Origin of the sequence: Serratia proteamaculans, from assembly GCF_008830365.1 — a bacterium.
GTDB lineage: Bacteria > Pseudomonadota > Gammaproteobacteria > Enterobacterales > Enterobacteriaceae > Serratia > Serratia proteamaculans.
On record NZ_WBKI01000002.1, the window covers coordinates 524,119 to 541,924 of the forward strand.

16 protein-coding genes are annotated in these 17,806 nt (G+C 56.3%); 10 read left to right on the forward strand and 6 right to left on the reverse strand.

Annotation, left to right across the window (positions count from 1 at the left end; translation table 11 throughout):
* The first annotated feature begins 85 nt into the window (after positions 1–85).
* The 6 genes from F8R23_RS11500 to kdpE all read left to right on the forward strand — a co-directional run bounded on the left by F8R23_RS11500 (position 86) and on the right by kdpE (position 8,028).
* Positions 86–175, forward strand: coding sequence for a K(+)-transporting ATPase subunit F (locus F8R23_RS11500; protein ID WP_004949718.1), 90 nt, complete (start codon positions 86–88; stop codon positions 173–175).
* Positions 175–1,863, forward strand: a complete 1,689-nt coding sequence (gene kdpA / locus F8R23_RS11505) for a potassium-transporting ATPase subunit KdpA (RefSeq protein WP_129935776.1) — start codon at positions 175–177, stop codon at positions 1,861–1,863. Before F8R23_RS11500 ends, kdpA begins: the two co-directional genes overlap by 1 nt.
* 26 nt (positions 1,864–1,889) lie before the next feature.
* Positions 1,890–3,959, forward strand: coding sequence for a potassium-transporting ATPase subunit KdpB (gene kdpB, locus F8R23_RS11510; protein WP_112350057.1), 2,070 nt, complete (start codon positions 1,890–1,892; stop codon positions 3,957–3,959).
* A 19-nt stretch (positions 3,960–3,978) separates the two neighbouring features.
* Positions 3,979–4,548: a potassium-transporting ATPase subunit KdpC gene (kdpC, locus tag F8R23_RS11515; RefSeq protein WP_129935778.1), complete on the forward strand. Its 570-nt coding sequence runs from the start codon at positions 3,979–3,981 to the stop codon at positions 4,546–4,548.
* A 78-nt stretch (positions 4,549–4,626) separates the two neighbouring features.
* The gene (gene kdpD, locus F8R23_RS11520; protein ID WP_129935780.1) at positions 4,627–7,320 is read left to right on the forward strand and encodes a two-component system sensor histidine kinase KdpD; all 2,694 of its coding nucleotides are present in this window, start codon (positions 4,627–4,629) and stop codon (positions 7,318–7,320) included.
* A gap of 18 nt (positions 7,321–7,338) precedes the next feature.
* Entirely contained in the window at positions 7,339–8,028 is a 690-nt protein-coding gene (kdpE, locus tag F8R23_RS11525; protein WP_129935782.1) for a two-component system response regulator KdpE, read from the forward strand.
* Positions 8,029–8,055: 27 nt separating this feature from the next.
* Here kdpE and F8R23_RS11530 read toward each other — a convergent pair whose 3' ends face one another.
* From F8R23_RS11530 to seqA, 4 genes are all read right to left on the reverse strand, one after another.
* On the reverse strand, positions 8,056–8,355 hold the full coding sequence (locus F8R23_RS11530; RefSeq protein ID WP_151415716.1) for a DUF3861 domain-containing protein: 300 nt from the start codon (positions 8,353–8,355) through the stop codon (positions 8,056–8,058).
* A complete protein-coding gene (locus F8R23_RS11535) occupies positions 8,355–9,011 on the reverse strand; it encodes a PadR family transcriptional regulator (RefSeq protein WP_129935784.1) in 657 nt (218 codons plus the stop codon). Before F8R23_RS11535 ends, F8R23_RS11530 begins: the two co-directional genes overlap by 1 nt.
* Positions 9,012–9,197: 186 nt before the next feature.
* Positions 9,198–10,841, reverse strand: coding sequence for a phosphoglucomutase (alpha-D-glucose-1,6-bisphosphate-dependent) (pgm, locus tag F8R23_RS11540; protein WP_151415648.1), 1,644 nt, complete (start codon positions 10,839–10,841; stop codon positions 9,198–9,200).
* Positions 10,842–10,918: 77 nt separating this feature from the next.
* The gene (seqA, locus tag F8R23_RS11545; RefSeq protein ID WP_112350054.1) at positions 10,919–11,458 is read right to left on the reverse strand and encodes a replication initiation negative regulator SeqA; all 540 of its coding nucleotides are present in this window, start codon (positions 11,456–11,458) and stop codon (positions 10,919–10,921) included.
* Between the two features lie 241 nt (positions 11,459–11,699).
* Here seqA and ybfF point away from each other — a divergent pair, with 241 nt between their 5' ends.
* The 4 genes from ybfF (at position 11,700) to fur (ending at position 14,588) form a co-directional block, all read left to right on the forward strand.
* Positions 11,700–12,473, forward strand: coding sequence for an esterase (gene ybfF, locus F8R23_RS11550; protein WP_112350053.1), 774 nt, complete (start codon positions 11,700–11,702; stop codon positions 12,471–12,473).
* Positions 12,474–12,764: 291 nt separating this feature from the next.
* Entirely contained in the window at positions 12,765–13,052 is a 288-nt protein-coding gene (gene ybfE, locus F8R23_RS11555; RefSeq protein WP_012005675.1) for a LexA regulated protein, read from the forward strand.
* Positions 13,053–13,281: 229 nt separating this feature from the next.
* Positions 13,282–13,821 carry a flavodoxin FldA gene (gene fldA, locus F8R23_RS11560; protein ID WP_012005674.1) on the forward strand — a complete coding sequence of 180 codons (540 nt, stop codon included), beginning with the start codon at positions 13,282–13,284 and terminating at the stop codon, positions 13,819–13,821.
* A gap of 320 nt (positions 13,822–14,141) precedes the next feature.
* A complete protein-coding gene (gene fur / locus F8R23_RS11565) occupies positions 14,142–14,588 on the forward strand; it encodes a ferric iron uptake transcriptional regulator (protein ID WP_085115541.1) in 447 nt (148 codons plus the stop codon).
* Positions 14,589–14,786: 198 nt separating this feature from the next.
* Here fur and F8R23_RS11570 read toward each other — a convergent pair whose 3' ends face one another.
* Both F8R23_RS11570 and galE read right to left on the reverse strand, forming a co-directional pair.
* Complete coding sequence (locus tag F8R23_RS11570) at positions 14,787–16,748, reverse strand: glycosyltransferase (protein ID WP_151415649.1); 1,962 nt, start codon at positions 16,746–16,748, stop codon at positions 14,787–14,789.
* On the reverse strand, positions 16,738–17,790 hold the full coding sequence (gene galE / locus F8R23_RS11575; RefSeq protein ID WP_129936113.1) for a UDP-glucose 4-epimerase GalE: 1,053 nt from the start codon (positions 17,788–17,790) through the stop codon (positions 16,738–16,740). Before galE ends, F8R23_RS11570 begins: the two co-directional genes overlap by 11 nt.
* Positions 17,791–17,806: the final 16 nt, after the last annotated feature.

Genomic DNA, 17,806 nt, shown 5'->3' on the forward strand with positions numbered 1-17,806 from the left:
CACCGACCGGCGCTATTTTTTCATCTTCTTTCTACCGCCCTCTCTACACTCGCTCTATCAAAAACTACACCTCTGGAGGTGTCCTGTGAGTATCAGCGTTATTGGTGGTGCGCTGTTGGTCCTGCTGCTGTTGGGCTATCTGGTTTATGCCCTGTTCAACGCGGAGGACTTCTGATGGCAGCTTCAGCCTTTTTATTGATTGCCAGCTTCATGCTGGTGCTTTTGCTGCTGGCCCGGCCGTTAGGCAGTTTCCTGGCGCGCCTGATCGAAGGTGACCCTTTGCCCGCACTGCGTCGGGTAGAGGCCGCCGTCTGGCGTTGTGCCGGCACGACCACCGCCGAGATGAACTGGTGGCAGTACGCACTGGCGATCCTGTGGTTCAACCTGCTGGGTCTGGTACTGCTGTTTGTACTGCTGATGAGCCAAGGCTCACTGCCGCTTAACCCACAGGGTTTCCCTGGCCTGTCCTGGGATCTGGCGTTCAATACCGCCGTCAGTTTTGTCACCAATACCAACTGGCAGGCCTACAGCGGTGAGAGCACCCTCAGCTACCTCAGCCAGATGGCCGGGCTGGCCGTGCAGAACTTCCTGTCTGCGGCTACCGGCATCGCCGTGGCCTTTGCGTTGATCCGCGCCTTCACCCGCCGGTCCAGCGCCACCATCGGTAACGCCTGGATCGACCTGTTCCGCGTGACGCTGTATGTGCTGTTGCCGCTTTCACTGCTGATCGCGCTGTTCTTCGTCAGCCAGGGCACGCTGCAAAACTTCCTGCCTTACCTGCATATCAGCACGCTGGAAGGCGCGCAGCAGACGCTGCCGATGGGGCCAGTGGCCTCGCAGGAAGCGATCAAGATGCTCGGTACCAACGGCGGTGGTTTCTTCGGCGTCAACTCGGCGCACCCGTTCGAAAATCCGACCGTGCTGACCAACTTTGTGCAAATGCTGGCGATCTTCCTGATCCCCTGCGCGCTATGCTTTGCCTTCGGTCAGGCGGCCGGTGAAAACCGTCAGGGCCATGCGCTGATCTGGGCGATGTCGCTGATCTTCATCGTCGCCGTGGTGGTAGTGATGTTCGCCGAACTGGCGGGTAATCCGCATCTGAGCGAATTGGGCAGTGCCAGCAACATCAATATGGAAGGCAAAGAATCACGCTTTGGCATTCTCGCCACCAGCATGTTCTCGGTCGTCACCACCGCCGCGTCCTGTGGTGCAGTCAACGCGATGCATGATTCCTTCACCGCGCTGGGCGGCATGGTACCGATGTGGCTGATGCAGATTGGTGAAGTGGTGTTCGGCGGCGTCGGTTCCGGCCTGTACGGCATGCTGCTGTTCGTGCTGCTGACGGTGTTTATCGCCGGGTTGATGATCGGTCGTACCCCGGAATATCTGGGCAAAAAGATCGACGTCTATGACATGAAAATGACCGCGCTGGCGATCCTGGTCACGCCGACCCTGGTGCTGCTGGGCAGCGCGCTGGCCATCTCCACCGACGTAGGCCGCGCCGGCATTCTTAACCCGGGTGCGCACGGTTTCAGCGAAGTGCTGTATGCGCTTTCCTCCGCTGCCAATAACAACGGCAGCGCCTTTGGTGGGCTGAGCGTCAACACACCGTTCTACAACCTGCTGTTGGCCTTTGCCATGTTCGTCGGCCGCTTCGGGGTGATCCTGCCGGTGCTGGCAATCGCCGGTTCGCTGTGCGCCAAGAAACGGCAACCTGCGGGCAACGGCACCCTGCCAACCTACGGGCCGTTGTTTATCGGCCTGCTGGTCGGCACCGTGCTGCTGGTGGGCGCATTAACCTTCGTACCGGCGCTGGCGCTGGGACCGGTGGCTGAGCATTTGCAACTTTGGCTGACCAAATAACCGACGTCATAGAGAGAGAATAAAAGATGACTCGCAAACAACGCGCGCTGTTTGAACCGGCACTGGTCCGTACCGCGCTGATCGATGCGCTGAAAAAGCTGGATCCGCGTACCCAGTGGCGTAACCCGGTGATGTTCGTGGTGTATATCGGCAGCATTCTGACCACGGCCATCTGGCTGGCGATCCTCGCCAAACAGACCGACGGCAGCGCCGCCTTTACCGGCAGTATTGCCATGTGGCTGTGGTTCACGGTCCTGTTCGCCAACTTTGCCGAAGCGCTGGCCGAGGGACGCAGCAAAGCTCAGGCGGAAAGCCTGAAAGGCACCAAGAAAACCAGTTGGGCGAAGAAACTGGCCGCGCCGCGCCGCGAGGGTGCCACCGAGAAAGTTTCCGCCGAGAGCCTGCGCAAGGGTGACGTGGTGCTGGTGGAAGCCGGCGATACCATTCCGTGCGACGGCGAAGTACTGGAAGGCGGTGCATCGGTGGATGAAAGCGCCATTACCGGCGAATCGGCACCGGTGATCCGTGAATCCGGCGGCGACTTCTCATCGGTCACCGGCGGCACCCGCGTGCTGTCCGACTGGCTGGTGGTGCAGTGCAGCGTCAATCCGGGCGAAACCTTCCTTGATCGGATGATCGCCATGGTGGAAGGCGCCAAGCGTCGCAAAACCCCGAACGAAGTGGCGCTGACCATTCTGCTGGTGGCGCTGACCCTGGTGTTCGTGCTGGCGACCGCCACGCTGTTCCCGTTCTCGCAGTACAGCGTGGACGCCGCCAATGGTGGGTCGGTGGTCAGCATCACCGTGCTGGTGGCCTTGCTGGTCTGCCTGATCCCCACCACCATCGGTGGTTTGCTGTCCGCCATCGGCGTGGCCGGGATGAGCCGGATGCTGGGCGCCAACGTGATTGCCACCAGTGGCCGTGCGGTGGAAGCCGCCGGTGACGTTGACGTGCTGCTGCTGGATAAAACCGGCACCATCACGCTGGGTAACCGTCAGGCCTCCGAGTTTTTACCTGCACCGGGCGTCAAAGAACAGGAACTGGCCGACGCCGCACAGTTGTCGTCCCTGGCGGATGAAACGCCGGAAGGCCGTAGCATCGTGGTTCTGGCCAAACAGCGCTTTAACCTGCGTGAACGTGACCTGCAGACGCTGAACGCCACCTTCGTGCCCTTCTCCGCCCAGACCCGCATGAGCGGCGTCAACGTGCAGGACCGCATGATCCGTAAAGGCGCAGTGGATGCCATTCGCCGTCACGTAGAATCCAATCAGGGCCACTTCCCGCAGGCGGTAGACGACCTGGTGGCCAGCGTGGCACGTACCGGCGGTACACCGCTGGTGGTGGCCGAAGGGCCACGCGTGTTGGGGGTGGTGGCGCTGAAGGATATCGTCAAGGGCGGCATCAAAGAGCGCTTTGTCGAACTTCGCAAGATGGGCATCAAAACGGTGATGATCACCGGTGATAACCCGCTGACCGCTGCCGCCATTGCCGCCGAAGCCGGAGTCGATGACTTCCTGTCGGAAGCGACGCCGGAAGCCAAGCTGGCGTTGATCCGTCAATATCAGGCGGAAGGCCGCCTGGTGGCGATGACCGGCGACGGCACCAACGACGCCCCGGCACTGGCGCAGGCCGATGTGGCGGTGGCGATGAACTCGGGTACCCAGGCCGCCAAAGAGGCGGGCAACATGGTCGATCTGGACTCCAACCCGACCAAGCTGATTGAAGTGGTGCATATCGGTAAACAAATGCTGATGACCCGCGGTTCACTGACCACCTTCAGTATCGCCAACGACGTGGCGAAGTATTTTGCCATTATCCCGGCGGCGTTCGCGGCAACCTATCCGCAGTTGAACGCGCTGAACGTGATGCACCTGCACTCCCCCGCTTCTGCCATTATGTCGGCGGTTATTTTCAACGCCCTGGTGATCGTGTTCCTGATCCCGCTGGCGCTAAAAGGGGTGAGCTACAAGCCAATGAGCGCCGCTGCACTGCTGCGTCGTAACCTGTGGCTTTATGGCGTGGGCGGTCTGCTGGTGCCGTTTGTCGGTATCAAGCTGATTGACCTGATCCTGGTCGCCTTGCATATCGCCGGTTAATCATTAAGAGGAAATGAAAATGTCTTATTTACGACCTTCGCTGGTGATGTTGATCCTGCTGACGTTGATTACCGGTATCGCCTATCCGCTGTTGACCACCGGGCTGTCGCAACTGCTGTTTTCCGGCGCGGCCAACGGATCGCTGCTGTACCAGGGCGACAAAGTAGTGGGTTCGGCGTTAATCGGCCAAAACTTCACTAAACCCGAGTATTTCTGGGGCCGCCCTTCTGCCAGCGGTGATTCGGCCTATAATGCCATGGCGTCTGCCGGCAGCAACCTGGCCGCCACAAACCCGGCACTGGACAAAGCCATTGCCGAGCGTGCGGCGCAACTGCGTCAGGCTAATCCGGCGATGAAAGGCCCGATCCCGGTCGATCTGCTGACCGCTTCCGGCAGCGGCCTGGATCCGCAAATTTCCCCCGCGGCGGCACAGTATCAACTGGCGCGGGTGGCGGCGGCGCGTCAACTGGCTCCTGAGCAGGTCGCCAAACTGATTGATGAAAACACCGATCAGGCCACCCCCAACTTTATGGGCGAGTCGGTAGTCAACGTGCTGAAATTGAATCTGGCACTCGACGCATTGAAATAGTGCCTCGCGTGCTGCTAAAAAATAGTTCTCGGGTTCGGCGTGCCGGACCCGCTTTACGTTGCTGCAAAAGGAGCTCCGATGGTGGATGAGGAACAACAGCGCCCTGACCCTGACAGCCTGCTGGCGCTGGCCAATGAAAAACCCCGCGGCCGCCTGAAGGTGTTCTTCGGCGCCTGTGCCGGAGTGGGTAAAACCTATGCCATGCTACAGGAGGCGCAGCGATTGCGTGCCCAGGGGCTGGACTTGCTGGTCGGCGTGGTGGAAACCCATGGCCGCAGCGAAACCGCCGCATTGCTGAACGGGTTGGATCTACTGGCGAAAAAGCGTATTCAGTATCGCGGCCGTCAGATACAGGAGTTTGATCTCGACGCCGCGCTGGCACGCCACCCGGCACTGATCCTGATGGATGAACTGGCGCACAGTAACGCCCACGGCTCGCGTCATCCGAAGCGTTGGCAGGATGTCGAAGAGTTGCTGGACGCCGGTATCGACGTACTGACCACCGTCAACGTACAGCACCTGGAAAGCCTGAACGACGTGGTCGGCGGCGTGACCGGAGTGCGGGTGCGTGAAACGGTTCCCGATCATGTATTCGATGAAGCCACTGAAGTGGTGCTGGTCGATCTGCCGCCGGACGATCTGCGCCAGCGGCTGAATGAAGGCAAGGTGTATATCCCCGGCCAGGCCGAGCGCGCCATCGAGCACTTTTTCCGCAAAGGCAATTTAATTGCCTTACGCGAACTGGCACTGCGCCGTACCGCCGATCGGGTCGATGACCAGATGCGCGCCTTCCGCGATACCCAGGGCCGTGAGCGCGTATGGCACACCCGTGACAGTATCCTGCTGTGCGTCGGCCATAACAACGGCAACGAAAAGCTGGTACGCATCGCAGCCCGGCTGGCGGCGCGACTGGGCTGTCACTGGCACGCGGTATATGTAGAAACACCCAAGTTACACCGTTTGCCGGAGAGTCAGCGTCGGGCGATCCTGCGGGCACTGCGGCTGGCGCAAGAATTGGGCGCCGAAACCGCGACCCTGTCCGAACCTTATGAAGAACGCGCGGTGCTACGTTACGCCCGCGAGCACAACCTGGGCAAAATCATCATTGGCCGCCGCAGCGAACAACGCTGGAAGCTGCGCGGCAGTTTTGCCGATCGTCTTGGCCGGTTGGGGCCCGATCTTGATCTGGTGATCGTCGCGCTGGAAAACGACAGCCCCCCGCAGCCAGGCAAAGAACACGACAGCCGCAACTTTGGCGAGAAGTGGCGTATCCAACTGCGCGGTTGTGCGGTCGCCGTCGCGCTGTGCGCCCTGATTACCCTGCTTTCTCAGTGGCTGCTGCCGGGCTTCGACCAGGCCAACCTGGTGATGGTCTATTTGCTTGGCGTTGCCATTGTCGCGCTGTTCTTTGGCCGCTGGCCGTCGGTGCTGGCGGCGGTGATCAACGTCGCCAGCTTTGACCTGTTTTTCGTTCAGCCTCAATGGTCGTTTGCCGTCAGCGATATGCAGTATCTGCTGACCTTTGGCGTGATGCTGATTGTAGGTATCACCATCGGTAACCTGACCGCCGGCGTACGTTATCAGGCGCGGGTGGCGCGTTATCGCGAACAGCGGGCTCGTCATCTGTATGAGATCTCCCGTGGGTTGAGCCAGGCGCTGACCACCGAAGACATCGCCAAAACCAGCCGCCATTTCCTCTCCAGCAGCTTCCAGGCAAAAACCGTACTGCTGCTGCCACAGGAGGACGGTAAACTGCAGCAAATGGTCGGCGAAACCGGGGGACTGCTGTCGGTGGATGAGGCGATTGCCCGCTGGAGCTTTGACAAGGGTATGCCGGCCGGAGCCGGTACCGACACTCTGCCCGGCGTGCCCTATCAACTGTTGCCATTAGCCACGTCGAAGCAAACCTTCGGCCTGTTGGCCATTGAGCCCAGCAACCTGCGTCAGCTGATGGTGCCGGAGCAACAGCGGCTGCTACAGACCTTTGCGGTGTTGATTGCCAGTGCACTGGAACGCCTGCATTTGGCGCGCAGCGCCGAGGAAGCCAAGCTGGACGCCGAACGCGAACAACTGCGCAACTCGCTGTTGGCAGCACTGTCCCACGATTTGCGCACCCCGCTGACGGTGCTGTTCGGTCAGGCAGAGATTCTGACGCTCGATCTGGCGGCAGAAGGCTCCAACCATGCGCCCCAGGCCAGTCAGATCCGCCAGCAGGTGCTGAGCACCACCCGGCTGGTGAATAATCTGCTGGATATGGCGCGTATTCAATCCGGTGGCTTTAACCTGCGTAAAGAGTGGCAGTCGCTGGAAGAGATCGTCGGCGCATCACTGCACATGCTGGAGCCGCTGATGACCCAGCATCAGATCAAAGTGGAGCTGCCGCCGGAGCTGGTCTTGGTCAACTGCGATGGCAGCCTGCTGGAACGGGTATTCACTAACCTGTTGGAAAATGCCAATAAATATGCCGGTTACGATGCTACTATCGGTATTCGTGCCCATACGCTACCAGACTGGCTGGAAGTCGAGGTCTGGGACGATGGACCGGGCATTCCCGAAGGGAAAATGCAGCTTATTTTCGATAAATTTTCCCGCGGTAATAAAGAATCGGCGATCCCCGGAGTGGGTTTGGGGTTAGCGATTTGCCGTGCCATTATTGAAGTACACGGTGGCCGTATCTGGGCAGAAAACCGTGCCAATGGCGGTGCCAGCTTCCGCTTTGTACTGCCGCTGGAGAAACCGCCTGAGATAGACAGCGAAGCCTTTGATCTGTAATTAATTGCCGGGAGCCTTGTGAGCAGCACGCCAACCAATATTCTGATTGTTGAAGATGAGAAAGAGATCCGGCGTTTCGTCCGCACCGCACTGGAAAGTGAAGGCCTGCGGGTGTTTGAAAGCGAAACGCTGCAACGCGGGCTAATTGAAGCCGGCACGCGCAAGCCGGATCTGATTATTCTCGATTTGGGGTTGCCGGACGGCGACGGGCTGAACTATATCCGCGATTTGCGGCAGTGGAGCGCCATTCCCGTGATCGTGCTGTCGGCACGCAATGCGGAAGAAGACAAAATCGCCGCGCTCGACGCCGGGGCAGACGACTACCTCAGCAAACCGTTTGGTATCGGCGAACTGCTGGCCCGCGTGCGGGTCGCGTTACGTCGTCATTCCGGTAGCCTGCAAGAAAGCCCCTTGGTCAGCTTCTCCGAAATCACCGTCGATCTGATCAACCGCCGGGTACTGCGTCAGGGTGAAGATCTGCACCTGACGCCGATAGAGTTTCGTCTGCTGGCCGAACTGCTGGCCAACTCAGGCAAGGTGATCACCCAGCGTCAATTACTGAGCCACGTCTGGGGGCCAAACTATGTCGAGCATAGCCATTATCTACGGATATATATGGGGCATCTGCGACAGAAACTGGAGACCGACCCGGCCCGGCCGAAACACTTGCTGACCGAGACCGGCGTCGGTTACCGCTTTATGCCTTGAGGTTAACGGGCGCAGCATACGGCGCCCCTACGCGTTAGGGCCTTTCTTCAATCCCATCATAAATTCCTTGAACGCTTCGCGCAGCGGTGCAAATACCTGATGCTTGCGGTTTTCGATCATCACTTCGGAAAACAGCTTCAGGCCAACGGCAAAGGCCGCGCTGTTGTTCTCGCCAAAGTTCAGATCTTCACGCGCTTTGATGCGCTCAACGATGCCAAGAATGTCGTCGTGGTTTTCTACTTCAAAACTCAGTGGCGCTTTATCTACGGGTTCGCCTTTGCGATCGCTCAGGGCTTCAACGGTAATGCGAAAACGGTGGCCTGGCATCATTCACTCTCCTGTGCCGTCGGGGCAATGTTCATTTCGCTTTCAATCGCCGCCACGGCGGTCAGCAGCGCCGCATTAATGTTCTCAACCTGCTGCGGTGAAAGATCCGCACGCATCACGTTGCCTCGCAGCAAACTGCGCAGGCGGTTCATGGCTTCAGAGATGCCTTCAGCCAGATTGCCGTGATGATGATGTCCGCGACCGACACCCGCCAAACGGGCCAGGATCACGTCGACAGCGGCCTGGTGCTTTTGCAGTTCACTCTGACCCAGTTCGGTGATCTGATAACTTTTGCGGCCGTTACTGCTGGTGATCGGCTCGAGGAAATCCTGCTCTTCCAGCAGCGTCAGGGTCGGATAAATCACCCCAGGGCTTGGCACATACAGACCGGAAGACGCCTCATCAATGGCCTTGATCAATTCATAACCGTGGCTCGGTTTACGTGCCACCAGCGCCAGCAACACTAACCGCAGGTCGCCATGTTCAAACATCCGGTGACGGCCACCACGGCCCCCGCGCCCGCCCCGGCCATGCTCTTCGCCGTGATCGCCGCCAAAGTGATGACGTCCGCCACGGCGGCGATGATGATGACAGTGCCCTTCTTCGTGCTCAGGGTGACCGCCGTGACGACGGTGTGAATCTAAACGGTGAAACATAGGGTATACCTCTCAATAGATAGTGAGTTGACGAGGTGGTTTAGATATATCTAAACAACCTCGATATAGCTAATCTAGATCGATATATCTAAATGTGCAAGCGCTGTTCGTTAAATAGATATATCTAAATTGCAGGCATAAAAAAAGCGCTGTAAAAACAGCGCTTTCATCGGAAGTGGGGAAAACTTACTTGGCGGAAGCCAGCACTGCACTGACGATTTCGACCGCTTCGTGCTCGATCTTTTCGCGATGTTCGGCCCCCAGGAAGCTCTCACAATAAATCTTGTAAGCCTCTTCGGTACCGGAAGGACGCGCTGCGAACCAGCCATTGTCAGTCATCACTTTCAGGCCGCCAATGGATGCGCCATTGCCCGGTGCTGCGGTCAGACGTGCGGTGATCGGATCACCCGCCAGAGTATCGGCCTTGACCATTTCCGGCGACAGCTTGGACAATGCCGCTTTCTGCGCTGAAGTTGCCGGCGCCTGAATACGGTTGTAGCTAGGCGCGCCAAAGCGTTTGGCCAGATCTTCGTAGTGATTCTGTGGGTTTTCGCCGGTCACTGCGGTGATTTCCGCCGCCAACAGACACATAATCATGCCGTCTTTATCGGTAGACCAAGGGGTGCCGTTGAAACGCAAGAAGGATGCCCCAGCGCTCTCTTCACCGCCAAAGCCCAGGCTGCCATCGTACAAGCCATCGACAAACCATTTGAAGCCCACTGGCACTTCCACCAGCTTACGGCCCAGAGAGGCGACCACGCGGTCAATCATTGCACTGGAAACCAGCGTTTTGCCCACCGCCACATCAGCGCCCCACTGCGGACGATGCTGGAACAGGTAGTTAATAGACACTGCCAGATAGTGGTTCGGGTTCATCAGGCCCTTCGGCGTAACAATGCCGTGGCGGTCGTAATCCGGGTCATTGGCAAACGCCAGGTCGAACTTGTCGCGCAGCGCCAGCAAACCGCCCATCGCCGGAACTGACGAGCAGTCCATGCGAATCACGCCATCGTGGTCCAGGTGCATAAAGCGGAAGGTCTGATCGATAGCATCGTTCACCAGCGTCAGATCCAGTTTGTAATGCTCGGCAATACGCTGCCAGTAGGCAATGCCGGAACCGCCAAGTGGGTCAACGCCCAGCTTCAGGCCGGCGCGCTGGATAGCAGGCATATCGACGATATCCACCAACCCTTCGACATAGGGTTGCACCAGATCTTGTGCGTGCACGCGACCGCTGTTCCAGGCCTTATCCAGTGACTGACGCTGTACGCCTTTCAACTGCAATGACAGCAGTTCATTGGCGCGCTTTTCGATCACTGAAGTCAGATTGGTGTCGGCCGGACCGCCGTTGGTCGGGTTATATTTAATGCCGCCGTCTTCCGGTGGGTTGTGGGACGGGGTGATAACGATACCGTCGGCCAGTGCTCCACCGTTGCGGTTGTGGCACAAAATGGCATGGGATACCGCAGGGGTTGGCGTGAAGCCGTTATTTTCCTGCACGACAACATCGACGCCGTTGGCGGTCAACACTTCCAGCACGGAAATAAAGGCCGGCTCGGACAGCGCATGGGTGTCTTTACCCACGTAGCATGGGCCGGTCACCCCTTGCTGATGACGGACTTCGGCAATCGCCTGTGCGATAGCGAGAATATGGTTTTCATTAAAGCTATGGCGCAGAGCACTGCCGCGATGGCCTGAAGTTCCGAACTTCACAGCATGTGCCGCATTGCCCGCTTCAGGTTGCAGTACATAGTACTGCGACGTCAGCTGAGCTACGTTGATCAAATCGCTTTGCTGAGCCGGCCGCCCGGCACGTGGATTATTCGCCATCGACATATCTCCCTAATCCCTGTCCTGCGGCCTGGCAATATGTCGCTCACGGCCACCATGACGGGCTGTTCGCTAAATTAGATAGTGCCGCAAACTTTTTCTGTCAGTTCCGCGGGGAACTGCATAGCCTGCATGATATGTTCCACCATGCTGCGTTTACGACCGGTATTGGTATTGGTGATCACCCAGTAAGGCGTGCCCGGAACGTGCTTCGGTTTGGTGTGCGTTCCGTTCGCCAGCAGGGTTTGCTGATCGCCGGCAAAATAAGTGCGGGTACGGCCATGCAACGCCTCGGTCGCCGTGGCAAAACCAGCCGCATCGAGGGTGTACAGGGTGGAAAGTACCAGCATAAAACGGTTCACCGCTTTGTTCTGTTCCGCATACTCGTCTGACAACAGCAGTTCACGTACGGCACGCACGCGATCGCGCGGACGCGACACGGCGACAATCTTATCCTGCTCAGCGCTCTGAGCACTGGCGGCCGGCACAGCACGTAACGGCTGACCTGCGGTAAACTTCAACATGCGGCGCAAAATATCGGACGCGCTCTCACCAATATGTTGCGTATGGCTGGCAATATAACGGTAGAGCTCTTCGTCGACTTCAATAGTTTTCATCTTTATCCAGTACTGTTTTTTTCTACTTAGAACCTGAAGCCAGATCCGGCATTCAAGTCATGGGATTATAAGGTTAAAAGCGCAGGTGCGAACATAACAATGTGCCTCAACACGGCAAAAGCAGACAATTACCTAAAGCCTGCTTGGCATCGGCCCTGCCAACCCAGCACCTTACCATGAAAAATCCGCGTTATTCATCGTGAGTTTCAATCATGATACCCTAATCTGAATCTCTCTCAGTATGAACTTTGCCATGAAATTACATTATCAACTGCTGTCTACCGAGTCCGACGCGCTGCCGGTGATCCTGATCCACGGACTGTTCGGCAATCTGGACAATCTCGGCGTGCTGGCGCGCGATCTCAACCAACAACACAGCGTGATTAAAGTCGATCTGCGTAACCATGGCCTGTCGCCCCGCTCAGCGGTGATGACCTACCCGGAAATGGCGAAGGATCTACTGGCATTGCTGGATGATTTGCAGTTGGACAAAGTGATTGTTATCGGCCACTCGATGGGTGGCAAAGCGGCGATGGCGCTGACGGCAATCGCACCTGAGCGAGTGGAGAAACTGATTATTATTGATGTGGCGCCGGTGGATTATCAGACCCGCCGCCACGACGAAATTTTCGTCGCCTTACAAGCTGTAAACGCGGCCGGTATCACCCAACGCCAGCAGGCAGCGGAATTGATGCGCGACTATCTGCAAGAGGAAGGGGTGATCCAGTTCCTGCTGAAATCATTCCACCAGGGCGAATGGCGCTTTAACCTGCCGGTATTGATCGAGCAATACGAAAATATCACTGGCTGGCAGGAAATTCCCGCCTGGCCGCATCCTACATTATTCATTCGTGGTGGGCTGTCGCCCTACGTGCAGGACAGCTACCGCGCAGATATTGCCCGCCAGTTCCCGCAGGCTCGCGCGCATGTGGTCGCCGGTACCGGACACTGGGTGCATGCGGAAAAACCAGAGGCGGTGCTGCGTGCCATTCACCGTTTTCTCGGTGAAGCCTGAGCCAAACGCAACCTTATAACAGTGCAGACTCCGCCTAAAATAGCCATCTGGTGAAAAAACGCGCTAAAGATAACGGCTTAGCGCGTTTTGAGTTCAGTTAAGCATTGTCGTTGCTCCACCTGCTGGGGTAATATGGCGCGCTATAATTTTGCCGCCGTGCCGAGCGTGTTCATTAACGCCAGGCTGGGGGTAAATTTGGGTTAGGGTTTATTGGCCCGAAGTGTGTTAACCGAACCATCCAGAAGCGTCTACGCGCTTTTAGATGCAAACTCCCTTGCAGTACCGCTACCTATGGCAAAAGAACAAACGGATCGCACGACGCTGGATCTGTTCGCAGATGAACGCCGTCCGGGGCGCCCGAAAACCAACCCGCTATCCCGAGATGAACAGCTTAGAATCAATAAGCGTAATCAGCTTCGACGCGATAAAGTCCGTGGCTTACGGCGTGTAGAACTGAAGATCAACGCGGATGCGGTGGACGCCCTGAACAAACTGGCGGAACAGCGGAATATCAGCCGCAGCGAGCTTATTGAGCAAATGCTGTTGGCACAACTGGCGGACGACCAGCCAGAACATTGATCATTGCAGCCGCACATGCGGCGCGGCGTTAAGGATGACGCCCGATCAACATCGTTTTATTCCACCCGGCATCGCATAAACGCGATAAAACCCCCGGGTAAATTTCTGGCATGATACGCAATTACCGGTGAGGGATATCCCTTGTCATGGCATCATTTTAATCGGTGTTATCGTGGTCAGCGCTAACATCGTGTAATGCAATTACTTGAATTTAAAGGTTATACGCGATATGGCTAATGTAGGCATTTTCTTTGGCAGCGACACTGGCAATACCGAAAACATTGCCAAGATGATCCAGAAAATTCTTAAGCAACAGTTTGGCGACGATGTGTGCGAAATTCACGACATCGCCAAAAGCAGCAAAGAAGACCTGGAAGGTTTCGATATCCTGTTGCTCGGCATCCCAACCTGGTACTACGGCGAAGCCCAGTGTGACTGGGATGATTTCTTCCCGACGCTGGAAGACATCGACTTCAACGGCAAGCTGGTAGCGCTGTTCGGCTGTGGCGATCAGGAAGACTACGCAGAATATTTCTGTGATGCGATGGGTACCATCCGCGACATCATTGAACCGCGTGGTGCCGCCATTGTCGGCCACTGGCCAACCAAAGGCTACCATTTCGAAGCCTCTAAAGGGTTGGCAAGCGACAGCCATTTCATCGGCCTGGCGATTGACGAAGATCGTCAACCGGAGCTGACCAACGAACGTGTTGAAGGCTGGGTAAAACAAATCGTCGAAGAGCTGAGCCTGGCCGAAATTGTCGGGTAACGCCAAAGGTTGAACAAAAGCCCTGCAGAGTGCATAGTGTTGCCGGCAGGGCCATCATTGGCAGTACTGATTACTGCAATCGAAGATACAAATTTGTAACTTCCCACATCGTCAAGGTAGACTGAGTTATCGGTTTATCCCGCCCATCAAGACGTTGCGTGTGTGACATGCAATAGTGCAATTATATCTTTGTTAACAACCGGCGGTTTCTATTTAGGTCAACCGGTTCTATAATGAGACGCAATTAACTCTTTGTGCCGACCGATGCCACAGGCGAGAACGCCTCAACTTGATTAGCATAGTAACAGGACTGAATCCGCATGACTGACAACAACACCGCATTGAAGAAGGCCGGCTTAAAAGTCACGCTTCCGCGACTCAAAATCCTGGAAGTACTGCAAAATCCGGAATGCCATCACGTCAGTGCGGAAGATCTGTACAAAAAACTGATAGATATGGGCGAAGAAATTGGCCTGGCTACAGTTTATCGCGTACTGAACCAATTTGATGATGCCGGTATCGTGACCCGTCACAACTTCGAAGGCGGCAAGTCCGTGTTCGAACTGACCCAGCAGCATCACCACGATCACCTGATTTGCCTGGACTGCGGCAAAGTGATCGAATTCAGCGATGAATCTATCGAAGCGCGTCAGCGTGATATCGCCAAACAACACGGCATCAAACTCAGCAATCACAGTCTGTACCTGTACGGCCACTGTGCAATTGGTGACTGCCGCGAAGACGACACTCTGCACGACAAAAAATAATGCCCTTAACCGGCATCAAGAACCGCCTTAACGGCGGTTTTTTTATGCCTGCGACGAGCGGATAAAAAAATCCCCGGACAGGTCCGGGGAAAGTTCACAGCTTGAAATACGACAATGGCAGCGGCACTTCTCTCTCACTTCCCACTTACACTCACTTCACCGTCAACTCACCCGCCGACACGCGGATGGGTAAACTCTTCACAGCTCATACTCAAGAAACAGCAGCCGGTCAAAGAACAACGACCAGGCCTGATCGAATACACCGCGGACACGGAACCCTTTGTTCAGATAAATTTGGCTGGCCTCACTGCTTTGCCATACACACAGAACGATGTTTTTCGCCTGGTGCCGATCAGCCTGCTGCTTTATCAGGGCGAACATCGGGTTAAAATTCCCCTGTCCGCGAAACTGGCTTTCAATCGCCAGGCTACAGATAAAATAATCATCCTCAGTGCACAGGCTTTGCACAAAGTGATCGTAAGCCTCATCAAGCGGCTTCACTTCATCGCGGTAGTGGTAATCCGCTTTTACGCCATACAGCTCACTGACAGTAGCCGCATTGAAAAAACCGACAAACGTTCCGCGCCGATCGTAAGCCACCGTGATCAGATCCAGATAAGGCTCGATATTTTGTGCCTGCTGAAGCGACACCAGATCCAGCCCGGCCCGGTTGCCAACAGAACAGTACTCCAGGTAGCTGGTACTAAAAATCAGCTTCGCCATGCGGGTTTTATCTGCTTCACTCGCCTGCCGCCCCGGAAGAAAATGCACTGATCCCCCCGGCTCCGACAACACCGCATCTCCCCCTCCAGTGGTCTGGCACCAGTAATTACCCGCCGTAATCTGCCGCCGGTTATCGGCGATCAGGTATTCTCCAAAAAGTTGATTTACCCGATCAAGCCGGCGGTCATGGGAAAGCACGGAATAATAGTGATAATGGTCGATATCGGAACGGATCTGCGCTGGATAGGCCATACGCGGCACTTCATCGACGGTAAATATTTCCGCATAGCGTGCCAGATCCAACGGTTGATCAAGCCGCCAATCCACCTGCTCTAAGCGGCTGACACATTGCAGATAACTGCGCTGTTCTTCCTGTGACAACGGTAGCCGTTCATTGGTGATCACATCCTCCAACAGGCGCATGCCACGGATACCACAGGTGACTGCCTGTGGGTACGCATCATAATGGACGCCATAATCCTGACAGAAGCGGTCGTGACTGAGGAAGGACCGACCTATGTGGCGACTCCACAACTGATAAAAGGGATCAAACAGCTTCCGTTCATAAACCGAATTCTTATCCGGGACTTCGCCACTTTCCGCCGCATAGATCTGATCCAACCCCACCAGCATCTGGCACAGTGACATATCCCCCTTGCGGCTGATGATCATGCCGGTTTCATCGAGAAACAGATTCAGCCAGCTGACGTGGCTGACCTCGCCCTCAGCCAGAAACTGGAGATAATCCGGCAGTTCAGGCTTGATCAAAAACAGCGTCGCCGACCGGTGGGGAATGGTATCGATATCCATGTACAACCCCCCCATCTCGATCAAAATCAGAAAGCGGAAGTAGTCGGAAAGCGTGGCGTAATAGCGCTTATCGTGCAGTTGATGGATAAAGCCCAGGTTGTCGCCGACCCTTTTTTGCGCCAGTTCGCTCAGCGAATACACCTGCAGGCGATGATTACCGGCATCATACTCCCCCAGGTAGCCACCTTTTCTCACCGATACGGGGGTGAAATACGCATCCCTTTCCAGTTGCTGCACGTCCCAAACCCACAACATACCGACCCAGTCAGTCGTCTCGGCGCTAGCCACCGTCTGCTGCGCGTCGCCCCATTGGGAAATAACCTCTCTGGCATCGTCAGGAATAGCGCCCCCCAGCCAGATACGGTGCAGCCGTTTTTCACTCGCTGCCAGCGGGCGGGTAGGAACGCAAAAGAGTGAAGAACAGCGGGCGGCATCAAATAAATGCCCATGTGCCGCCAGCCATTCGCGCAGTTGAGTGACCCCACGCTGATAGCTTTCCAGCAGCGCCGGTGAAGTCTGGCGCTGATATTTTACGAACTCAAACTTCAGGTCATGGACCCGTGCCTCGTATTCGGCTCGAAACAGATCGTCTCGCAGAGCGCCAAAATGCCCATTGTTAAGCTTCATCGGAGGCCACCCTTATCGATGACAGCGATACCGAAGAGCCATAACCCTGCGGATTTTTGCTCTGCCAGGACCAGGCATCGCCCACCATTTTTTCCAGACTGCGTTTGGCTTGCCAGCCCAATTTCTCTGCCGCCAGCGACGGATCGGACCAACACTCGGCTATATCTCCCGCACGCCGGGGGTTAAATTGATAGGCGATTTTGAACCCGCAGGCGCGTTCAAAAGCCCGAATAATCTCCAGAACCGAGTAGCCTTTACCGGTGCCCAGGTTATAGACGTTAAAACCGGGCAGCAGGTTATCCAGCGCCTTCAAATGCCCTTCGGCCAGGTCCATCACGTGAATATAATCTCGTACCCCGGTACCATCGCTGGTGGGATAGTCGTTGCCATACACCGGCAACACCGCGAGTTTGCCAATAGCCACCTGCGCCAGATAAGCCAGAAGATTATTGGGAATGCCGGCGGGATCCTCACCAATCAAGCCAGACTCATGCGCGCCGGCAGGATTAAAGTAACGCAGCGCGGTAATCGCCATCTGCGGTGCAGTGGAGGCAAACTCCGCCAGGATCTGCTCGACAATCAGTTTGGAGGTTCCGTAGGGGTTGGTGGTCTGCCCAACGCGACAGTTCTCCGTCAGTGGAGTATATTCCGCCGGCCCATAGACGGTGGCCGAAGAGCTGAAAATAAATTGCTTAACGCCAGCATGGCGCATTCTGTCCAGTACGATCAATGAGCCGGAGATATTATTTTGATAATATCTCAGCGGTTCTTCGGTAGATTCCCTGACCGACTTCAATCCCGCAAGATGAATAACCGCATGAATATCATGCTGGCGGAATATATGATCCAGCAAGTGATGCTGCTGGATATCTCCCTGATAAAAAATCACTTTTTTACCGGTCAAGCGTTCCACTCGAAACAAAGACTCTGGCGAGCTATTGGACAGATTGTCCAGTACGACAACTTCCTCCCCCCTTTCCAACAGCGCCAACACCGTATGCGAGCCGATATAACCGGCGCCGCCCGTCACCAATATAGCCATCATATATCCTTGTTTG

Excerpts from the sequence above, each read along its gene's own strand:
- kdpA (WP_129935776.1), top strand. The coding sequence starts at position 175 with ATGGCAGCTTCAGCCTTTTTATTGATTGCCAGCTTCATGCTGGTGCTT.
- kdpB (WP_112350057.1), top strand. The coding sequence starts at position 1,890 with ATGACTCGCAAACAACGCGCGCTGTTTGAACCGGCACTGGTCCGTACC.
- kdpC (WP_129935778.1), top strand. The coding sequence starts at position 3,979 with ATGTCTTATTTACGACCTTCGCTGGTGATGTTGATCCTGCTGACGTTG.
- kdpD (WP_129935780.1), top strand. The coding sequence starts at position 4,627 with ATGGTGGATGAGGAACAACAGCGCCCTGACCCTGACAGCCTGCTGGCG.
- F8R23_RS11530 (WP_151415716.1), bottom strand. The coding sequence starts at position 8,355 with ATGCCAGGCCACCGTTTTCGCATTACCGTTGAAGCCCTGAGCGATCGC.
- F8R23_RS11535 (WP_129935784.1), bottom strand. The coding sequence starts at position 9,011 with ATGTTTCACCGTTTAGATTCACACCGTCGTCACGGCGGTCACCCTGAG.
- pgm (WP_151415648.1), bottom strand. The coding sequence starts at position 10,841 with ATGGCGAATAATCCACGTGCCGGGCGGCCGGCTCAGCAAAGCGATTTG.
- seqA (WP_112350054.1), bottom strand. The coding sequence starts at position 11,458 with ATGAAAACTATTGAAGTCGACGAAGAGCTCTACCGTTATATTGCCAGC.
- ybfF (WP_112350053.1), top strand. The coding sequence starts at position 11,700 with ATGAACTTTGCCATGAAATTACATTATCAACTGCTGTCTACCGAGTCC.
- ybfE (WP_012005675.1), top strand. The coding sequence starts at position 12,765 with ATGGCAAAAGAACAAACGGATCGCACGACGCTGGATCTGTTCGCAGAT.
- fldA (WP_012005674.1), top strand. The coding sequence starts at position 13,282 with ATGGCTAATGTAGGCATTTTCTTTGGCAGCGACACTGGCAATACCGAA.
- fur (WP_085115541.1), top strand. The coding sequence starts at position 14,142 with ATGACTGACAACAACACCGCATTGAAGAAGGCCGGCTTAAAAGTCACG.
- F8R23_RS11570 (WP_151415649.1), bottom strand. The coding sequence starts at position 16,748 with ATGAAGCTTAACAATGGGCATTTTGGCGCTCTGCGAGACGATCTGTTT.
- galE (WP_129936113.1), bottom strand. The coding sequence starts at position 17,790 with ATGGCTATATTGGTGACGGGCGGCGCCGGTTATATCGGCTCGCATACG.